This window comes from Eubacterium sp. AM46-8 (genome assembly GCF_003466705.1).
Classification (GTDB): Bacteria; Bacillota; Clostridia; order Lachnospirales; family Lachnospiraceae; genus Lachnospira.
The window spans coordinates 51,201-70,597 of sequence record NZ_QSEU01000013.1 but is presented as its reverse complement, the minus strand read 5'-3'; the positions used below and the strand labels follow the sequence as shown (position 1 = coordinate 70,597).

The window sequence follows — 19,397 nt, the reverse complement described above, 5'->3', positions numbered from 1 at the left end:
ACCTATTTTAATGTTTAATTATATTTTTCTTTTTTAATCCATGCATCAAGGTTGTTAAATAATATATCAAACTGTACAGGTCCCATGTCCAGTACATACTGGTGGAAATTTTTAAGATTGAATTTATCAGAAAGCTCGCTTTGTGCCTTAGTCTTTAACTGCTCAAATCCTAACATTCCAAGAACATATTTGCAATAATTGCCAGGGTCAGATACGAATGCGTAATACATTTCGTGGGCGACAGATTTATCATCAAAACCATACTGGCTGATGAATCGGTAAACATCATCTTCACTCCATCCATAGTAATTAACGCCAATATCCCCTTTTGCATAAAGGCACAGGACAGTGGCATAATTAGCAGCATACATTTTGTTAAGTGTATCGTTGCCGGTCTGTGCATAATTATAAGAAAGAACTTCAACGTATGATGCCCAGCCTTCAACATATCCGCCTGGTGCAATAATGTATCTTATCCAGTCAGGGTTGGTTGCGGCAAAATACTGTGTCTGGTACATGTGTCCCGGATACCCTTCATGTGCAAGTGTAGGATATAATTCACTCGCAGAAGTGCCTGAAGAATTGATGTATATTGAATTGATATCAAGGTTATCAAGCTGCGGAATAAAGTACATAGCCGGACTGGTGTAGTCCTCAAGCGCCTTTGACACATATTTGATATTATAATTCACATCTGGAATCTCAGGAAAATCATCGGTTATTCTTTTCTTAAGGTCGGTAAGTATGCCAACCGGGTCTGTCATATTGAATGAAAATGTGTCAAATTTATCAAGAATAGAGGAGTCTTTAAGTGCAAGTGACTGCATTTTAAGCATATATTTCTTGAGGTAAGAATCAACCAGCTTATCATATTCGTCAACAGATTTGCTCCAGCCAAGTGTTGAAGAGAGTATATATTCAAAATACCGTGAACCATCAGGATAATTGCATAAACCGCCTGAATATCTGTTAGTGCCTTTCAATGAAGTAAGCGCATTTACAAGGGACTGATATCCTGGAATTACATGTTCATTGACTGCGGACACATTTTTAGCTTTATAATCTGCAATATCCTGTGAAGAAAGTCCGTCAACAGAAGCAAGCTTTTCGTTAAAGGTTGATATCATTGCACCATCTGGCAAACCGGCAGTCTCAAGGAATGATTTGCAACTTTCAATTACCTCATCGGCAAGGGTATCTTCCATAAAATATCCGTTGTCAGCACGAAGCTTCTCAAATGCAGCCATATTTTCAAAATATCCGTCAACATCGCAGAGCAGTTCAATATATTCGTCAATATCCTTCTTTTCTTCAAATGTGTATTCAGCAAAAAGCAGTGGCAGCTGGACATGAATACCTGTAGTTGTCTGAAGCTGTGTATTAAACATGTACAAATCACTGTATTCCAGCTCATTTTCTATATACATAAGAAGCTCATCAAGCGTAATCTGCTGTTTAGCGGAGAGTGTGCTTCTGTCAAATGATTTAAGCGTTGATATTATGTCGGTGTAATCTGAGGTATCATCGGGATTGTCAAGGTCGTAGCGGCCAAGAGTAATCTCATAATCGTTAATTCCGAAATTCTTGGGGTGTTCGACATAGGCATGCAAAGATACCATGTCGGCACTTAACAGGTCGGCAAACAGGTTGTTTACATATTCCGTGAAATCAGCGTTATCCTCGGCGGCAGATATGATGTTTTCTGATATCTGCTTGTGATTCCAAGGCAGGCTGCAACCAGACAGGGTAATTACTATTATAAAAACTATCAGCAGGCTCACAGTCTTGTTAAGAAATTGATGTAAAAGGCAAAATTGTTTATTATGCATACTAATCCTCATTTCTGTCTTAATTAATATTATAAGAAATACTGATTTATTATTCACATATTGTATCATACTTAATACAGACTTGACACTTATTGTAAATTTTTCTATGATAAAGTTTACGGATAAATGATTCACACTACATTTGCGTTATAGCGATGAATTAGAATAATAGATTATGGAGGAAATGATATGCCACAGAGTAAAGGTCCATTTTATATGACAACAGCTATTGCCTATACATCAGGCAAGCCACATATCGGTAATACTTATGAAATCGTTCTTGCAGACAGCATTGCAAGATTCAGAAGACAGGAAGGCTATGATGTATTTTTCCAGACAGGAACTGACGAGCATGGTCAGAAGATTGAGCTTAAGGCTGAAGAAGCTGGAATTACACCTAAGGAATTTGTTGATAATGTTTCAACAGAAATCAAGAGAATCTGGGATCTTATGAATACTTCATATGATAAGTTCATCAGAACAACAGATGATTACCATGAGAAGCAGGTTCAGAAGATTTTTAAGAAACTTTATGATCAGGGAGACATTTATAAGGGTTCATATGAAGGCATGTACTGTACTCCATGTGAGTCTTTCTGGACAGAGAGCCAGCTTGTTGATGGAAAGTGTCCTGATTGTGGACGTGAAGTTAAGCCAGCTAAGGAAGAAGCTTATTTCTTCAAGATGAGCAAATATGCCAACAAGCTTATTGAGCATATCAATACACATCCGGAATTCATCCAGCCTGTTTCAAGAAAGAATGAGATGATGAACAACTTCCTTCTTCCTGGACTTCAGGATTTATGTGTATCAAGAACATCTTTCAAATGGGGTATCCCAGTTGACTTTGATGACAAGCATGTAGTTTATGTATGGCTTGATGCCCTTACTAACTATATCACAGGTATCGGATATGATGCTGATGGCAATTCTTCAGAGCAGTACAAGAAGTTCTGGCCAGCAGACCTTCACCTTATCGGTAAGGATATCATCAGATTCCATACAATTTACTGGCCAATATTCCTTATGGCACTTGGAGAGCCACTTCCTAAGCAGGTATTTGGACATCCTTGGTTATTACAGAATGATGGTAAGATGAGTAAGTCTAAGGGAAATGTTATCTATGCAGATGACCTTGTAGACCTCTTCGGCGTTGATGCTGTACGTTACTTTGTTCTTCACGAGATGCCATTTGAGAATGATGGTGTTATCTCATGGGAGCTTATGGTTGAGCGTATGAACTCAGACCTTGCCAACACACTTGGAAATCTTGTAAACAGAACAATTGCAATGTCTAACAAGTATTTTGGCGGAGTTGTTAATAAGACTGGCGTAGAGGATGCTGCAATTGACGGCGACCTTAAGGCTGTTGTAACAGCAACAAGAGATAAGGTTCAGGCAAAGATGGCTACACTTCACGTAGCAGATGCTATCACAGAAGTATTCACACTCTTTAAGAGATGTAACAAATATATTGACGAGACAATGCCTTGGGCTCTTGCAAAGGATGAGGCACAGCAGGACAGATTAGCAGAAGTGCTCTATAATCTTGTTGAGAGTATTACAATCGGTGCTAATCTTCTTAAGTCTTTCATGCCAGAGACTACAGATAAGATTCTTGCACAGCTTTATCCAGATAATCCAGAGGCAGGAGTAAGAGATTTTGATGACCTTGCAACATTTGGCTTAAGAGAAACAGGACTTAAGGTTACTGAGACACCAGAGATTCTTTTCGCAAGACTTGACTTCGAGAAGGACCTTAAGGAAAAGGTTGAGGCTATTCAGGACGCACAGAAGAAGGCTAATGGTGTTACAGAATATCCACAGGTTGAAGTTAAGCCTGAGATTACATTTGATGATTTTGAAAAGGTTCAGTTCAGAGTTGCCAAGGTTCTTACATGTGAAGCTGTTAAGAAGACAAAGCTTCTTAAGTTCGAGCTTCAGATTGGTGATGAGAAGAGAACTATCGTATCAGGTATCCAGAAGTACTATAAGCCAGAGGAGCTTATTGGTAAGAAGTTAGTTGTATGTACTAATTTAAAGCCAAGAAAGATCTGTGGTATTGAGTCACAGGGAATGATTATCTCAGCATGGGATGATAAGGATAACTTATCAGTTCTTACACTTGAGAAGGATATTATTGAAGGCGCAGAGATTGGCTGATAGATATGAAGATATTTGAAACTCATGCTCATTATGATGATGAAAGATTTGATGAGGACAGAGATGAACTTATAAGAAGCATGCTTAGTGATACAGGGGAGCTTGATTACATTGTTAATGTAGGTGCAAGCCGTCAGGGCTGTGAGGCTTCCCTTGCACTTGCTGCACAATATGAAAAGGTATACGCAGCGATTGGTTTCCACCCGGAGGATATTGTCAGATTGAAAGAATCGGACATTGAATGGCTGGAAAACATGCTTGGTGAATCTAAGACCAGAAAGATTGTTGCACTTGGAGAAATCGGACTTGATTACTACTATGTGTCAGATGATGCAGATATGGCGGCGGCTGAGAAGAAGCAGCAGCGTGAATGGTTTGCAGCACAGATGAATGTAGCGTACCGTACACATATGCCGGTAATGATTCATTCAAGAGATGCATGTCAGGATACAATCGACATATTAAAGAGTAATCACGGACAGGAGACAGGTGGAATAATTCACTGTTATTCATACAGCAGGGAAGCCGCAAGAGATTTTCTTAACATGGGCTTTTCTATAGGAATCGGCGGTGTTCTTACATTTAAGAATGCCAGGAAGCTTGTGGAAGCAGCAGCGTATATACCCATGGATAGAATTGTTCTGGAGACAGACAGTCCATATATGGCACCTGAGCCTAACCGAGGTAAAAGAAACGACAGCCGCAATATAAAATATGTTGCAGAAAAGCTGGCGCAGATTAAAGGGCTTGATACGCAGGAGGTTATTGATGTTACTAACCAGAATGCGAGAAGGCTGCTTTTTGGTGCTGAAACCTATAAGTTATAATAAAACGGCTATTTAGTAGGTCTTTTAACGTGGTTTTTATTGATAAAGCCATGAAAACACCTACTAAATAGCCGTTTTTTGTTGTTATATAGGTCTTTAGTCTGGAAATAACCTGTTTTACGAGAATTTTGCTGTAAAAAAACCTACTAAAGTTGCGAAAATGCGACTACTTATAGGTATCATGTTATTTAGCACAGCAGGTTGCTAAGCTCTGCAAACTGCTCAAGTGTAAGGGCTTCGCCGCGGATAGTAAGCGGAAGTCCCATAGTTTCTAATGCGTTGGTAAGAGCTTCTTTAGTGATGCCGATGCCGGAATTGCCGACACTGTTAAGCATAGTCTTGCGGCGCTGGTTAAATGATGCTCTTATTATCTTGAACATAAGATGCTCATTCTTAACATCAACAGGTGGAGTCTTGAAGCGCTCAAGACGGATAACCGCTGAATCAACATTAGGACGAGGCATAAAGCAGCTTGCAGGTACATTAAGCACAACCTTAGGTCTGGCGTAGAACTGTACAGCAAGTGAAAGTGCGCCATAATCTTTAGTTCCAGGACCACACTGCATGCGGTCAGCTACCTCCTTCTGAACCATGATAGTTATACTGTCTAATGGTACATGGCTCTCAAAAAGTCCCATAATAATAGGTGTTGTTATATAGTATGGAAGGTTGGCAACAACCTTGATTGGTCTGCCTTCATTCTTCTCATCTGCAAGCTTCTTGATATCAAGCTTTAAGATATCTTCATTGATTACTGTTACATTGTCATAATAAGAAAGAGTATCTTCTGTAAGAATAGGGATAAGCTTCTTATCAATCTCAACGGCAACAACTTCTCTGGCATTCTCACACAGAATCTGTGTCATTGTTCCAATTCCAGGGCCGACTTCAACAACGAAATCGTCTTTCGTAACGCCTGCTTCACGGACGATTTTCTCAACAACATTTTCATCTATAAGAAAGTTCTGACCGAACTTTTTCTTGAAATCAAAACCATATCTGTTAAGCACGGCAATCGTGTTAGTTGGGTTGCCGAGGTGCATAACATTATTATATTTATTATCGCTCATATTGCCTCCAATCTATAAGAATAATGTTATGAAACTTAATAAAAAATGTCAAGTTGTAATATTTTCAGAACACATGGCATAAGGTGCAAAAGAGAATTAATTATGGCGGAGGTTTATTGTGGATTATCAGCGTCTTGTTTCATACATATATTCATATCCGGAAGGAGTAAAGGGGAGAAATGTAGGATTTGCAAAGGCATTAGTTCATCAGGGCAGTTCAAGTTAAACATCAGTTTGAGAGGAGTTAAGACGGACAGTCCGGAAATGTTTGGAATATATATGATGGTTACTGACGGTGGTTACAGGCTTATAAAGCTTGGGGAATGTCTTGTGAAAATGGGACAGATGGAATACAGTGGAATATTCAATCCTGATAATATCGATGAAACCGGTTATGGATTTAAGGATATATGCGGGCTTGCGGTTGCAAGGGAGGATGCAAGATATGATTGTATGATGTCTATGTGGAAGGATGAGGACGTAACACCTGACATGCTTGTGTTCTCAGGAATGGATGCAAAGAAACAGGTGGAAGCCGGAATAGTTATAAAAGAGCGTATGAGACAGAGTGAGGAGGAAGAGCGGGGACAGCAAATGTCAGAGTCTGTTCTGGCAGAATCGTTAAGGTCAGAAACGGTAAGACCGGAGCTGGCAGAATCGCAGATGGCTCAGGCAGAACCTGCTGTGTCAGCGGGCAGACCGCAGACAGTTCAGTCAAAACAGGCCGAAGCATACAGACCACAGACAGGTGTGACCGCGGAAAGTGTAAACGAAAGTGACATATCCACAGAAGATATAAAGGCTGCCGGAGCAGCAGCTAAAATACCTGCGGAAACACAACATTTGCAGCAAAAAGCACACAGGGCCGATACAACGCGGCCAGATCCTTTGAAAAGCTTTTTGTGCGGGCTGATTATATAGATGCATTCGATGATGATTACTTCTATGATTGTATAGAAGTGTCGCCAGAGAAGTTAAAGTGTCTTAACCAGAATGAAATTGATATCGCGGGAAACAGCTTCCTGCTGCATGGCTATTATAATTTCAGGCATATACTTTTTGGAAGAGTGCGCGATAACCTTGATAATACTAAATATTTCATTGGTGTTCCGGGAATGTACTGCAACCGTGAACGCTACATGGCTTCAATGTTTGGCTTTAATAATTTTAAGAAGAGCCACAGGAGTGACTACGCCAATCCATATTTTGGATACTGGTATCAGGAAATATAATCAGGCATTGGCATCTTTTTTCTTGCTTTTACGCAGCTCCTTAAAAAATGTTGTGAGCATTTCTGAACATTCTTCTTCACATACACCTTTAGTGATCTCGCACTGGTGATTAAATGTTGGATCTGAAGGATGTTAAGTATAGAACCGGCACATCCGGCTTTAGGGTTCATTGAGCCGATAACAACTCTTGGAATTCTTGCCTGAACAATAGCACCTGCACACATTTGGCAAGGTTCAAGTGTAACATATAAAGTGCAGTCCTCAAGACGCCAGTCGTTCATGTAGCGGCTGGCTTTCTTAATTGCAGTAATCTCGGCATGGCCGAGAGAGGTTTTATCAGTGTTACGGCGGTTGTAGCCTCTTCCTATAACCTTTCCTTCATACACAATCACACAGCCGATAGGCACTTCATTGAGTTTATAAGCCTTCTTAGCCTGCGTGATTGCCTGTTTCATATATCTGTAATCATCTTTATCAAAAACCACCTGAGTATTCTCCACTAGATTATCCTCCACAAAATATTATAAAAATTTTAACTTTTTTGTGAAAATGCGTCAACTTATCAGGAACATTTTTCGTATTAATAATAAAAGGAGGGGACGTGCGCAGAATTATGATTGCAATGGAACTGATTAGTAGTATAATGATTATATCAGCAGGCAGTATCGTGGGGATCAAAAGTCTTATACTTCATGCATCGGTAGTATAATTCATGATTGTGCGTTATGTGACAGAGCTGGTATGCGAGCTTGTAATTATGCTGGTTATGATGAAGGTTGGAAAATCTTTAGGAAAGAGAAGGTACAGGGTATGAAATTAGAGGTAAGGAATTTAAAGAAAACTTATGGTACAGTTCAGGCACTGAAGGGGATTAATTATACATTTACACCGGGAGTATATGGTATTCTTGGTGCTAATGGAGCAGGAAAGAGTACTATGATTAATCTTATCACTGATAATGTATCAAGAGACAAGATGAATGGTGGAAGCATTCTTTTTGGAGAGGACAGTGCCGAGGAAGATATATTAAAGCTTGGCAAACAGTTCAGGGGATTGGTTGGATACATGCCGCAGCAGCAGGGGTTTTATGAGGATTTTTCGCCTAAAGCATTTCTTAAATATATGGCAGAGATTAAGGGTGTTAAGAAGATTAAGACTACTGATGAGAATGGCAATGAGGTTGTTAAGACGGTCAACCAGCAGATTGACGAGTTGCTTGAGGTAGTTAATCTTACTAAGGTTGCATATAAGAAGATTGGAGGATTTTCAGGAGGAATGAAGCAGAGAGTGCTGCTTGCACAGGCACTTCTTGGCAATCCTAAGATTCTTATACTTGATGAGCCGACAGCAGGACTTGACCCTAAAGAGAGAATTTCAATCAGAAACTATATTGCAGAGTTGTCTAAGGACAAGATAATTCTTTTCGCAACTCATGTTGTAAGTGATATTGAATGTATTGCAGATAAGGTACTGCTTCTAAAGAGTGGAGAGATAATTGCAACAGGAACACCGGTTGAGCTGATTGAAAGCATGGCTGGAAAAGTCGGTGAGATAACATGCACGCTTGACGAGGTCGGTGAGCTGCAGAAGGAATACAAGATTGGCAATATCAGACAGAGAAAGAACGGTCTTGCATTAAGAGTTGTAGGTGATGAGCTGCCAGAAGAAGCAGTAAAAGTTGGAGATAATATTGACCTTGAGGATGTATATCTGTATTATTTTGAGTAGAATATTGGAATATCAGATTGTCAGGGAGAAATATCATGGAACTTATTAAAGGAAGACCTGCCGATGAAACAGGAAGATTAGAAAAAGAAATCAGAGTATATGATTTGTTGGACAAGCTTGGAATGGAATATTACAGAACAGACCATGAGCCTGCTACAACAATGGAAGTGTGTAATGACATAGATAAGATTCTGGACACACTTATATGTAAGAATCTTTTCTTATGTAACAGACAGAAGACGAATTTTTATATGCTTATGATGCCGGGTGACAAGCCATTTAAGACAAAGGATCTGAGTAAGCAGATTAATTCAGCGAGACTTTCATTTGCAGATGAATCATATATGGAGGAATTCCTTGATATAACACCGGGTTCGGTATCCATAATGGGACTTATGAATGATACGGATAATCATGTGCAGTTACTGATGGATAAGGAAGTGCTTGAGGGAGAATCTCTCGGATGTCATCCCTGCATCAATACATCAAGTCTTAAGTTAAAGACTAAGGAAGTGATGGAGAAATTCCTTCCGGCTGTTCATCATGAGGCGGTGATAGTTGAGCTGCCTAGGTATGAAGAATCTAAGGATGAGGGATAGGAATAATATGTTTGGAGTAATACGTTTAAGGTAATGGTTTAAGGCAGCTTCTGCGTGGATTGCGGAGGCTGTCTTATTTTGTCAACGCTTCACACCTTGACAACAGGCATATGTAACAAGTATAATTGAAATACCGTGCAGCCGGGGTAGTAGCGGCACCTTGAACCTGCAATCCGCTATAGCAGGGGTGATGTTCGGCAGAGGGCTGATGTTTATGGAGCAGCCCGGTGTAAGTGGTGTTGACATTTGGGTCTTTCACGACGGAAATCCACGAACCATGTCAGGTCAGGAATGAAGCAGCATTAAGTGGAACCTTCCGGGTGTTGAAAGGGTGCCTGGATCGAGCTAACTGCATCGGTAACGTCTGTGGACTGAAGTTCGAAGCCGGACGCACGGCTTTTGTTATTAAAATGTTACTCGTCGCAGCTAATTTAGGAATGTCAGGCAGATTCGTCATGCTTGCACGTAAGAAGCTGTATGATATTCCTAAATTATCCTGCGAAGCAGGAACTTAACCGACATAAGTAAAACATAAGCTGCGAAGCAGCGACAGACGCCGGAGGCGGATGGTTTTACGCATGAGGTTAAGGGCTGCGAAAGTAGATACAACGCAGAGGGAGGTAACCATGTCATATCAGGCTTTATACAGAAAATGGCGTCCTGACAATTTCAATGATGTCAAAGGACAGGATACAATAGTAACAACCCTGCGAAATCAGATTAATGCAGACAGAATAGGCCATGCATATCTGTTCTGCGGAACGAGAGGAACTGGTAAGACATCAGTTGCCAAGATATTTGCGAAGGCAGTTAATTGTGAGCATCCGGTTGATGGCAATCCTTGTGGGGAGTGTCCGACATGCAAGGCGATTGCGGCTGGAACAAGCATGAATGTAATAGAGATAGATGCGGCATCTAACAATGGTGTCGATAATATAAGACAGATAAGAGAAGAAGTACAGTACTCACCGACAGAAGGAAGATTCAAAGTCTATATAATTGATGAGGTTCATATGCTTTCTATAGGAGCGTTCAATGCACTGTTAAAGACATTGGAAGAACCTCCTGCATATGTAATATTTATACTGGCTACTACAGAAGTGGCGAAGATTCCTATTACAATCCTTTCAAGATGTCAGAGATATGACTTCCATAGGATAACAATAGAGACAATTGCAGGCAGGCTGTCAGAACTTATGAAGGCGGAGGGACTGAATGTAGAGGATAAGGCAATAAAATATGTTGCCAAAGCTGCAGATGGTTCTATGCGAGATGCGTTAAGTCTGTTAGACCAGTGTCTGGCATTCTATCTGGGGAAAGACCTTAAGTATGAAAATGTATTAGATGTTCTTGGGGCAGTTGACACGGCGGTATTTAGTAAAATGCTTTCAACAATCCTGTCAGGAGATGTTGCTGTGTGCATGTCACTTATGGAAGATCTGATAATGCAGGGAAGAGACCTTTCACAATTTGTTACAGATTTTATATGGTATCTTAGAAATCTGCTTCTTATTAAGACAACCAAAGATGCAGAAAGAATTGAAGACGTAATAGAAGTATCAGCAGATAATCTTGAAGACCTGAAGAAAGATGCACAGAATGTAGATATAGATACACTTATGTATTATATAAGAGTGTTGTCAGAATTATCGAATGACCTGAAGTTTTCTACACAGAAAAGAGTTAAGACAGAGATAACATTTATAAAGCTGATGCGCCCGGCAATGGATAACAGTCAGGATATTGGCGATGTTGTAAGCCGTGTGACAATGCTTGAAGGGCAGTTACAGAAAGTACTTGATGATATTAAAAGCGGTAAACTTGTAAGCGCAGCAGGTATGGCGGGTGGCGCTGAGGGAGGCCAGGCAGCAGTACAGCAGCAGACTCCAAAGAAGCCTGTAGTTAAGCGTGTATATGACGCTGTTCCGGAAGATGTTAAGGCAATAGCGGCAGGCTGGAAGGATATCATAGCAACGATAGACGACCCGGTTAATCAGACATTTTTACAGGCTGCACATGTTACATTAGCAGAAGATGGAATTAGTCTTGAAATTATGGTAGAATCACTTAGTGCCTATAATTCACTCAGCAGACAGGAAGTTATGGAAAGCATAGAGAATGTCATTGAGGAGAGAACAGGAGTAAGGGTTTCAATTAAAGTGACTAAGCTTAACGATGATGAGGATTTCCACAGCAGATTCGTGGACCTTAAGGAACTCGTAGGCATAGATATAGAAGTAGATGATAAGGAGGAACTTATATAATGGCTAAAAGAGGTGGTTTTCCAGGAGGAATGCCTGGTAATATGAATAATCTGATGAAGCAGGCACAGAGAATGCAGCGTCAGATGGAGGAGCAGCAGGCAGAGCTTGAGAATAAGGAATTCAGTGCGACAGCAGGCGGCGGAGTAGTTGAGGTAACTGTTACAGGTAAGAGAGAAGTATCTAAGGTTAAGATTGACCCTGAAGCAGTTGATCCAGATGATGTAGAGATGCTTGAGGATTTAATCGTAGCAGCTACTAATGAAGCTTTAAGAAAATGCGAAGAAGAGTCACAGGCACAGATGGCTAAGATTACTGGAGGACTTGGAGGATTAGGCGGAGGCTTATTCTAATGGACATCTACAGTGGTCATATTAACAGATTAATTGAAGAATTGTCGAGATTACCAGGGGTTGGGGCGAAGAGCGCCCAGCGCCTGGCATTTCACATTATAAACATGCCTGAGTCTGAGGTTAAGAGCCTTGCAGACACAATGATTGATGCAAAGCAGCATATTCACTACTGTAAGGAGTGTTTTACACTTACAGATGAAGAACTGTGTCCGATATGCCGCGACCAGAAAAGAGACCATAAGACAATTATGGTAGTTGAACATACAAGAGATATGGCGGCATATGAAAAGACAGGAAAGTACGAGGGCGTATATCATGTTCTTCATGGAGCAATAAGCCCGATGCTTGGAATCGGACCGGCTGATATCAGGTTAAAGGAGCTTATGGTAAGGCTTCAGGGAGATGTTGACGAGGTTATTATCGCAACTAATTCCAATCTGGAGGGTGAGACAACAGCAATGTACATAAGCAAAATGATAAAGCCAACAGGAATTAAGGTGACAAGAATTGCAAGCGGAGTTCCTGTCGGCGGCGATCTTGAATATATCGATGAGGTTACACTTTTAAGAGCATTAGACGGAAGAACCGAGCTTTAAATTTGGTGAAGAACCAAGCTTTAAGCTTAATGCCCTGGCGCACCGGGCGTTAAGACAATATGTGTAAAATGTGTGCGCAGAAATGAAGAATACTATGGCAGAGAATATGACAGGTGATATCATATCGGATCACCGTGAACGAATGCTTAATCTGAAGAAATATTATCCTTTCTTCAGACTGATAGATACATCATTTTCTAATTTCAAGGATGGCAAATACGAAATCCTTGATATGGGGTATATAGTTATGGCAGTTCTCCGTTTCTTTATAGAGGAGAATAATTTTAAGGAAAAGGATGTTACATATCCCGAATATCTCGATTTCTTAAGGCTGATACTTAAGAGAGATTTCGGGCTTGATTTGAATGAACAGGACAGCAAGGAGATTGCTGATTATATATTTGACAAGATAAAGAATGATGGCAGACCATTTGAATTTTCGTATTTTGACCCGGTGGACAGGAAAAAGAGAGTCTCAAGAATGAAGATTATTGAGAGCTCGATAAGGGACAATACCGTGTGGTATTCGATAAGTCCGGATGCTATTGAATTCTATCTTGATACCAAGGAAATCAAGGACGAGAGCAGGATAAGCGTATCCCAGCTTCTTCTTGAAAAAATGATTAATTCACAGAACTTCCGTGGCGGAGTTGAAGTGGTTGAAAGAATCAACGAAGAGGTCAACCGCCTTAAGTTAAAGAAGAATGAAGTGCTGACAATTCTGTCGGGTGATGTATTTGCAGGAATAGAGGCTTATGAGGAATTCGTCAAGACAGGAATGAAATGGTTTGATGATGAAGAAAAGCTTTTTAAGAAGAACCGTGACCTTATTGCAAAATCAATCGAGAAGCTTAATGCATCGGGCAGCACAGGCGAAGGCTATTACAGGACGATGAACGAAATATACAGTCTTGAGACTCAGCTTAAGCAGGCAATGAACAGGCACAGCGAACTTTTAAAGGATTGTACAGAAATGCAGAAGATGACCGATGACGCAGTAAGACGCGCCAAGCTTGGCAGATTAAGAAGCCATATGGATTTCACATCGGCACTTTCAGATATGATTAAGAGGGATAATGCAGATATATTAGTCACAATGTTAAGTCCGCTTCTAAAGCCGAACATAAGAAAGACATTTGACCTGATAAGCATTGATGATGCGCTTATGGTGAAGCCTCCAAGATATGAGGAGAAAGAGCTTATAAGCAATGAAAGACCGGAAGATATTGAATTCGCAGATGAGATTGAAGAAAAGAGAATTAAGGACAATTACATATTCCTTATGAAAAATCTCATTGCGTGTTTGAAAAAATCGGACATTATAACACTCGGTCAGTTTGCAGATGCAATGAAGAGGGCGTATGGTGAGCAGATTCTAAGAAATGCAGATTTCTTCTCTTTCTTTGTTAATCTGTGCCAGAAGGATGAGTACCAGCTTGGCGGTGATGCGGGAGAAGATACATTTCTTGATGCATACTTAGGGGAAGGCTTTAAAGATACGGAAAGCTTTACATTTGCAATAAGAAAAGGGCTTGGCGGGCAGGTTATATTGTCGGATAACTGTATGATGGCAGATGTTGAATTGGTACGAAAGGAAGCACATGGAGAATAGAAATCTAGATAAGGCGCTGGACATAGTTTCCAAGCTTATCACAGGGGAAAATGTGTCTGAGAGGGGCGGGAATGCAGCTCTTTATCAGGAATACAATAATAATGCAGAAGTGTATGACATCGTTCATATGTCACTTAAGAAACTTAATCTTAACATATATGAATATAACAATGGTCTGTATGTGAGTGCAGGTGATAATAACAGGGTGTTTGGATATTCCAACGAGGAATTAAGAAATGTACTTGGATTAAGAGTTAATAAAGAATTATATCTTGCGTATTTCATAATCTACAACATAATAACAGAGTTTTATTCAGATACAATGAGTTCAACTTATGCTGAGTTCATAAGACTTGAGGACATCATTAAAAATGTTGATAAGACAACAGGTGGTATTGTCGATAAGAGCGCAGGGCTTGTGCTTGATGAGGTTGAGGAGAACAGCTTTAAGCAGATAGCACTTACATGGGACGAGCTTCCGGTGACAACAGTAGAGGATCAGACAGGAGCGAGAGCAGCAAGAAATTCAAAGTCGGGTATGGTAAAGCTTGTGCTTAATTTCTGCGTTGCGCAGGAACTTTTAGTTGAGAGTCAGGACAGATATTATCCGACAGACAGATTTAGAAGTCTTATAGAGAATTATTTTGATGATTACAGAGGACGATTTGCCGAACTTATGAATGGAGGACGCGATGCCACAGATTAACAGAATCAGAGTTAATAATGTTAAATATAATTTCGGTACACAGGTGTACGACGATTTCGTGATGCGCTTCAACTGCCAGAATACTATATATGACCTTGCCAATGGCGGTGGTAAGAGTCTGCTTATGCTGCTTCTTATGCAGAATATGCTTCCTAACTGCACACTTGATGACAAGCAGCCTATTGAGAAGCTTTTCAGACAGGGAAGCGGTAATACATGTATTCATTCTTTGGTTGAGTGGAAGTTAGATCCATGTTATCAGAAGGATGGTTTCAGGTTCATGACAACTGGTTTCTGTGCAAGAAAGGGAAGAGGCACAGACGATGAGAATCAGGATGGACAGGAACAGACAGCTGCACCGACAGCAAGTGTTGAATACTTTAACTACTGCATATTCTACAGGGAGTTTGGCGATAACGATATTAAGAATCTTCCACTTGTAAGTAATGGAGAGAGAATTACATATAACGGACTTAAGGCTTATCTTCGTGACCTTGAGAAGGGCGGGTACAAATATGTTGTTAAGATATTTGACAGAAAAGGTGATTACCAGAGCTTCATAAGCAACTACGGAATATATGAGAGTGCATGGGAAATTGTGCGTGGAATTAACAAGACAGAGGGGCATGTAAGAACATATTTTGAGTCAAATTATAAGACAAGCCGTAAGGTTGTTGAGGATCTGCTTATAGAGGAGATTATCCAGAAATCCTTCAATAACAAGCTGTCAGTTGATAATGATGAGGGCATGATGGCTCAGACTCTTATGGATATTAAGGACAAGTTAGTGGAGCTTTCAAAGAAACACTCACAGCTTGGAGCATATGACAGCCAGATTGCAGCTATCGACAGTTTTAAAGAATATCTGTCGACATATGAAGCATTTTACAACAGAAAAGAAGAAATAGAGAAGCAGCTATATGACCTGCTTCTTGTTGCTATGCGGGAAAGTGATAAGAAGGATAAGGAACTTAAGAGTCAGGATGACCTTATCACTAAGATGTATGATGAGCTTGCACACGAGAAGGAAGCTATAGCAGTTGCAGAGGTTATGTCTGAAAAGAATTCGATGGCAGGAGTTGAGAGCCTTGTTAATGAGACAAGAAAGGCACTTGAACTCAAGAATACTGCAATTGAAGAGGCAAGAGGAAAGCTTTCTTTGATGGAGTCTGCGGGTGATTATAAAGATTATGCAGAATACGAGAAGTCTTATAAAGGACTTCAGATTGCGATAGATAACAGATTAAGAGAAGATACTGATATAACAGCAGAGTTAAAGATACTTGCTGCAGGTTACAGAAAATTCTATGAGACAGAGACCAGAAGACTTAAGGAAAAGCTTGATATAGCAGCTAACCGTGTTAAGGCTCTGGAAGTCAGATTATCAGAGGCTAAGGATAACCTTAGAAATGCTGACAAAGAGGCGGCAGGTCTTGGCAGTCTTTCGGATAATCTTGAGAATGAGATACAGGAATTACATACACAGCTTGGAGCAGCTTTATCAGAGGCAGGAACTGTTGTATGTGAAAATGTGTCTGAAGAATATGACAAGTCATTCAGGGATAAAGAACTGTTAAAGAATGAAGAGACAAGAATGTCCGAAAAATTCAATGATGTGCAGCAGCAGTTAATGTCACTTAATGAGACAATATCTGCCAATAAAGCACTTATTGATATATTTACAGAGCAGTCAGAAAAGCTTGAAAAGGCTGATGAGGCTGGAAATGCTGATAACGAGCGCATGGGCAAAATTCGTGAAATATACAGTGCAGATAATGACGAGGCAATGCTTTCGGTTATTCTTGAGACTTACCAGAAGATGCGTAGTGAATATACAGAAGAGTGTAAGGCAGCCCAGGAACTTGATAGCTTTATTGACAATGCAAGAAAGGGAACATATATCTGTAAGAGTCCTGAAAGAGACAGGCTTAAGGAATACCTTGAGAGCCAGTATGGTTCAGATGTTGTTGAGGGTCATGAGTGGTTCGCAACCCTGAATGCAGGACAGAAGAGAGATGTATTAAAGAGAACACCTTTCATTGAGTACGCATTTATAATAAAGAACGATTTCGAGAGAATCAAAGCAGACGAGATGCTTAAGGATTTTGGCAAGGGTGCGGCTGCTTATCCTGTTATAAGCGAGCAGGTGCTTATTGATACTAAGTTAGAGATTAACAAAGACCTGATTGTATTCGCATTAAAGGATATGTCGTTCCTGCGTGATGAGGCAAAGCTTGAGACACAGATTAAGCTTGCACAGGAGGAGCTTGAGTCGCATAAGGCGCAGGCAGGAAAGCTGGCCGACAGAATGGAGCTTGTGTGGAATGATTATACATTTGCACTTGTATATAATGCTGCGTCTGGAAAGGTGGATGTGTCCGAGGCAGAAGCAATCAGATTAAAGATTGCTGACAGCGAGGCTGCAATTATTGAGGCTGAGAAGAAGAGAGGTGTGTTAAATGAGGTTAAAGAGCAGCTTTCAAGGAACCTCGCACAGACAAGAGATGATATAGAAGAGAAGGAAACAGCATGTAGCCTGCTCTCGCGTATTATGGAGATGAATACTTCTATAGATAAAAAGTATGAGCGCTTAAAGGGACTGAAGGCTGATGTGGATAGTGCAAGAAACCGCATATATGAGTGCGAGGAGGCAGCAGCTTCTGCTAATTCTGAGTATGATACCGCGAGAGATTTCGAGGACAATACAAGAAAGGCATATGATGAAATCATTAAGTCATGGGAGGAGCAGTACGCACCTTATTATGATGAAAATGTTTCAATAGAAATCGATGACGATACATACCGTCTTGATAAGGATGAAATAGAGAGCAGATTCACCGGATTAAAGACAGCACTTTCACAGAAGAACAGTGACTTTGCAGATAAGCAGGCGCTGATGAACCATCTGTCTGCATCTATGAACAAATGTCGTGATGCAATAGAGTACAGAGGTTATACATTTGACGATATTAAGGCAAAGTATGAAGCAGGTGAGATTAAGGCAGCAGGTTCACAGCAGTTAAGGAATGCCAAGGATGCTCTTAATAATCTTGTGAAGAGTAGTGATTCTGTAAGGGAAGAGCTTGAGTCACAGGAAGCACTTTTTAATAGACTTGAGGGAAGTATCGCACATGGTATTAACCAGATTGAGAATAATTATGGAAGCTTTAATGAATTCCCATGCGATGACCCAGATGGATTCATTACACAGCACAAGGCATTGATTAAGAAATTAGAGGACAATACTAAGACACAGGAAAAGACTCGTAGACAGATGTCCGATTCTTTCAAAGATATTCTGGTGTGCAGAAAAGATCTTGAAAGGATTGTATCTGACGCTGGCATGCATGTTCCAGAAGAATTCCGCCCGGAGGATGCTGTCGAAATAACGGCTGACCTTAAAGAATATGAGGCTGTTCATAAAGAATATGCTTCAATTACCAGATTAGAGTATAAGAAGGTTGATGAATTTAATAAGAATAAATCTAAACTTATTGACCTGCTTAACGGATTTAATGCAGTCGAGCTTGCAGATGAAGTAAGGATATCGCTGAATGTTCCTGAAAATGTGGCTAAGACCAGAAGTATGATTGAATCGTTAAATGAGACGAACACATTTATACAGTTAGAAAAAGACCGCATTGCCAAGGGTATAGAGGATATGCAGATGATTAAGGATAACTTCGAAAATCGTTGTATCCAGACATGCAGCAACATTAAGACTGAGCTTGACCGTCTGCCACAGTTGTCTAATATCAATCTTGACGGAGAACAGATTGCAATAATCAGTCTGCAGATTCCTTATATAAAGGAAGAATTATATAAGGAAAAGATGTCTGAATATATTGATGAAACTGTATTTATGGCGGAAAGCTTTAAGGATCCTGCGGAAAGACTTAAGTATATAAGAAACAGACTGTCATGGAAGAGACTTTTCTCAGTTATTGTCACAGACATGAATTCAATCAGAATTAATCTGTATAAGAGAGAGAGAATCAAGGACCAGAGCCGTTACTTAAGATATGAGGAAGCGGTTGGCTCAACAGGACAGTCGCAGGGTATATATATCCAGTTCCTTATTGCGATTATCAACTACATATCTAATATGAATTCTTCAGGCAATGAAGGTGTTGAGGGTAAGACAATATTTATCGATAACCCGTTTGGTGCGGCAAAGGATATATACATATGGGAGCCAATATTCAAGCTGCTTGCAACTAATCATGTCCAGCTTATTGTTCCAGCAAGAGGCGCAACTCCTGCTATTACAGGAAGATTCGATGTTAATTACATACTTGGTCAGAAGCTGGTAGATTCAAGGCAGCAGACTGTGGTTGTTGATTATTACAGCAGCACGAAGGAATCAGAATTGGAATACACAAGAATGGATTACGAACAGGCTACGTTTGATTTTTTGTAAC

General features: G+C 40.3%; 15 protein-coding genes and 1 other RNA gene. 13 read left to right on the top strand and 3 right to left on the bottom strand.

All coding sequences use genetic code 11. From position 1 onward, the window contains the following. Positions 1-14: 14 nt before the first annotated feature. Positions 15-1,829 (bottom strand): DUF885 domain-containing protein, encoded by a 1,815-nt coding sequence (locus DW963_RS09680; protein ID WP_158568690.1) that lies wholly within the window; start codon positions 1,827-1,829, stop codon positions 15-17. Positions 1,830-2,018: 189 nt separating this feature from the next. Between DW963_RS09680 and metG the strand changes: the two genes are divergently transcribed. Then, entirely contained in the window at positions 2,019-3,992 is a 1,974-nt protein-coding gene (gene metG, locus DW963_RS09675) for a methionine--tRNA ligase (RefSeq protein ID WP_117915395.1), read from the top strand. Positions 3,993-3,997: 5 nt separating this feature from the next. Continuing rightward, positions 3,998-4,819: a TatD family hydrolase gene (locus DW963_RS09670; RefSeq protein WP_117915393.1), complete on the top strand. Its 822-nt coding sequence runs from the start codon at positions 3,998-4,000 to the stop codon at positions 4,817-4,819. Between the two features lie 188 nt (positions 4,820-5,007). Here DW963_RS09670 and rsmA read toward each other — a convergent pair whose 3' ends face one another. Further along, positions 5,008-5,889: a 16S rRNA (adenine(1518)-N(6)/adenine(1519)-N(6))-dimethyltransferase RsmA gene (gene rsmA / locus DW963_RS09665; protein ID WP_243004270.1), complete on the bottom strand. Its 882-nt coding sequence runs from the start codon at positions 5,887-5,889 to the stop codon at positions 5,008-5,010. A 264-nt stretch (positions 5,890-6,153) separates the two neighbouring features. Here rsmA and DW963_RS09660 point away from each other — a divergent pair, with 264 nt between their 5' ends. Continuing rightward, the gene (locus DW963_RS09660) at positions 6,154-6,810 is read left to right on the top strand and encodes a hypothetical protein (RefSeq protein ID WP_117915391.1); all 657 of its coding nucleotides are present in this window, start codon (positions 6,154-6,156) and stop codon (positions 6,808-6,810) included. Beyond that, a complete protein-coding gene (locus tag DW963_RS09655) occupies positions 6,792-7,121 on the top strand; it encodes a DUF6128 domain-containing protein (protein ID WP_117915390.1) in 330 nt (109 codons plus the stop codon). Before DW963_RS09660 ends, DW963_RS09655 begins: the two co-directional genes overlap by 19 nt. On the opposite strand, the gene DW963_RS09650 is transcribed toward DW963_RS09655, so the two are convergent. Continuing rightward, entirely contained in the window at positions 7,109-7,621 is a 513-nt protein-coding gene (locus DW963_RS09650; protein WP_353652806.1) for a nucleoside deaminase, read from the bottom strand. The two genes, DW963_RS09655 and DW963_RS09650, sit on opposite strands and share 13 nt — an antisense overlap. Positions 7,622-7,931: 310 nt before the next feature. Between DW963_RS09650 and DW963_RS09645 the strand changes: the two genes are divergently transcribed. The 9 genes from DW963_RS09645 (at position 7,932) to DW963_RS09605 (ending at position 19,396) form a co-directional block, all read left to right on the top strand. Next, complete coding sequence (locus DW963_RS09645) at positions 7,932-8,849, top strand: ABC transporter ATP-binding protein (protein WP_117915388.1); 918 nt, start codon at positions 7,932-7,934, stop codon at positions 8,847-8,849. A gap of 35 nt (positions 8,850-8,884) precedes the next feature. Next, entirely contained in the window at positions 8,885-9,448 is a 564-nt protein-coding gene (locus tag DW963_RS09640; protein ID WP_117915386.1) for a prolyl-tRNA synthetase associated domain-containing protein, read from the top strand. Positions 9,449-9,581: 133 nt separating this feature from the next. Next, positions 9,582-9,844, top strand: an RNA gene (gene ffs, locus DW963_RS09635) — signal recognition particle sRNA large type. Positions 9,845-10,074: 230 nt separating this feature from the next. Then, entirely contained in the window at positions 10,075-11,712 is a 1,638-nt protein-coding gene (gene dnaX / locus DW963_RS09630) for a DNA polymerase III subunit gamma/tau (protein WP_117915384.1), read from the top strand. After that, on the top strand, positions 11,712-12,062 hold the full coding sequence (locus DW963_RS09625; RefSeq protein WP_012740232.1) for a YbaB/EbfC family nucleoid-associated protein: 351 nt from the start codon (positions 11,712-11,714) through the stop codon (positions 12,060-12,062). The genes dnaX and DW963_RS09625 overlap by 1 nt, the downstream gene beginning before the upstream one ends. Then, positions 12,062-12,658 (top strand): recombination mediator RecR, encoded by a 597-nt coding sequence (gene recR, locus DW963_RS09620; protein WP_012740231.1) that lies wholly within the window; start codon positions 12,062-12,064, stop codon positions 12,656-12,658. The genes DW963_RS09625 and recR overlap by 1 nt, the downstream gene beginning before the upstream one ends. Positions 12,659-12,752: 94 nt before the next feature. Beyond that, positions 12,753-14,270 (top strand): hypothetical protein, encoded by a 1,518-nt coding sequence (locus tag DW963_RS09615; RefSeq protein WP_243269405.1) that lies wholly within the window; start codon positions 12,753-12,755, stop codon positions 14,268-14,270. Then, entirely contained in the window at positions 14,260-14,976 is a 717-nt protein-coding gene (locus DW963_RS09610; RefSeq protein ID WP_117915380.1) for a DUF6063 family protein, read from the top strand. The genes DW963_RS09615 and DW963_RS09610 overlap by 11 nt, the downstream gene beginning before the upstream one ends. After that, positions 14,963-19,396, top strand: coding sequence for a coiled-coil domain-containing protein (locus DW963_RS09605; protein ID WP_117915378.1), 4,434 nt, complete (start codon positions 14,963-14,965; stop codon positions 19,394-19,396). Before DW963_RS09610 ends, DW963_RS09605 begins: the two co-directional genes overlap by 14 nt. The last annotated feature ends 1 nt before the right edge of the window (position 19,397 follow it).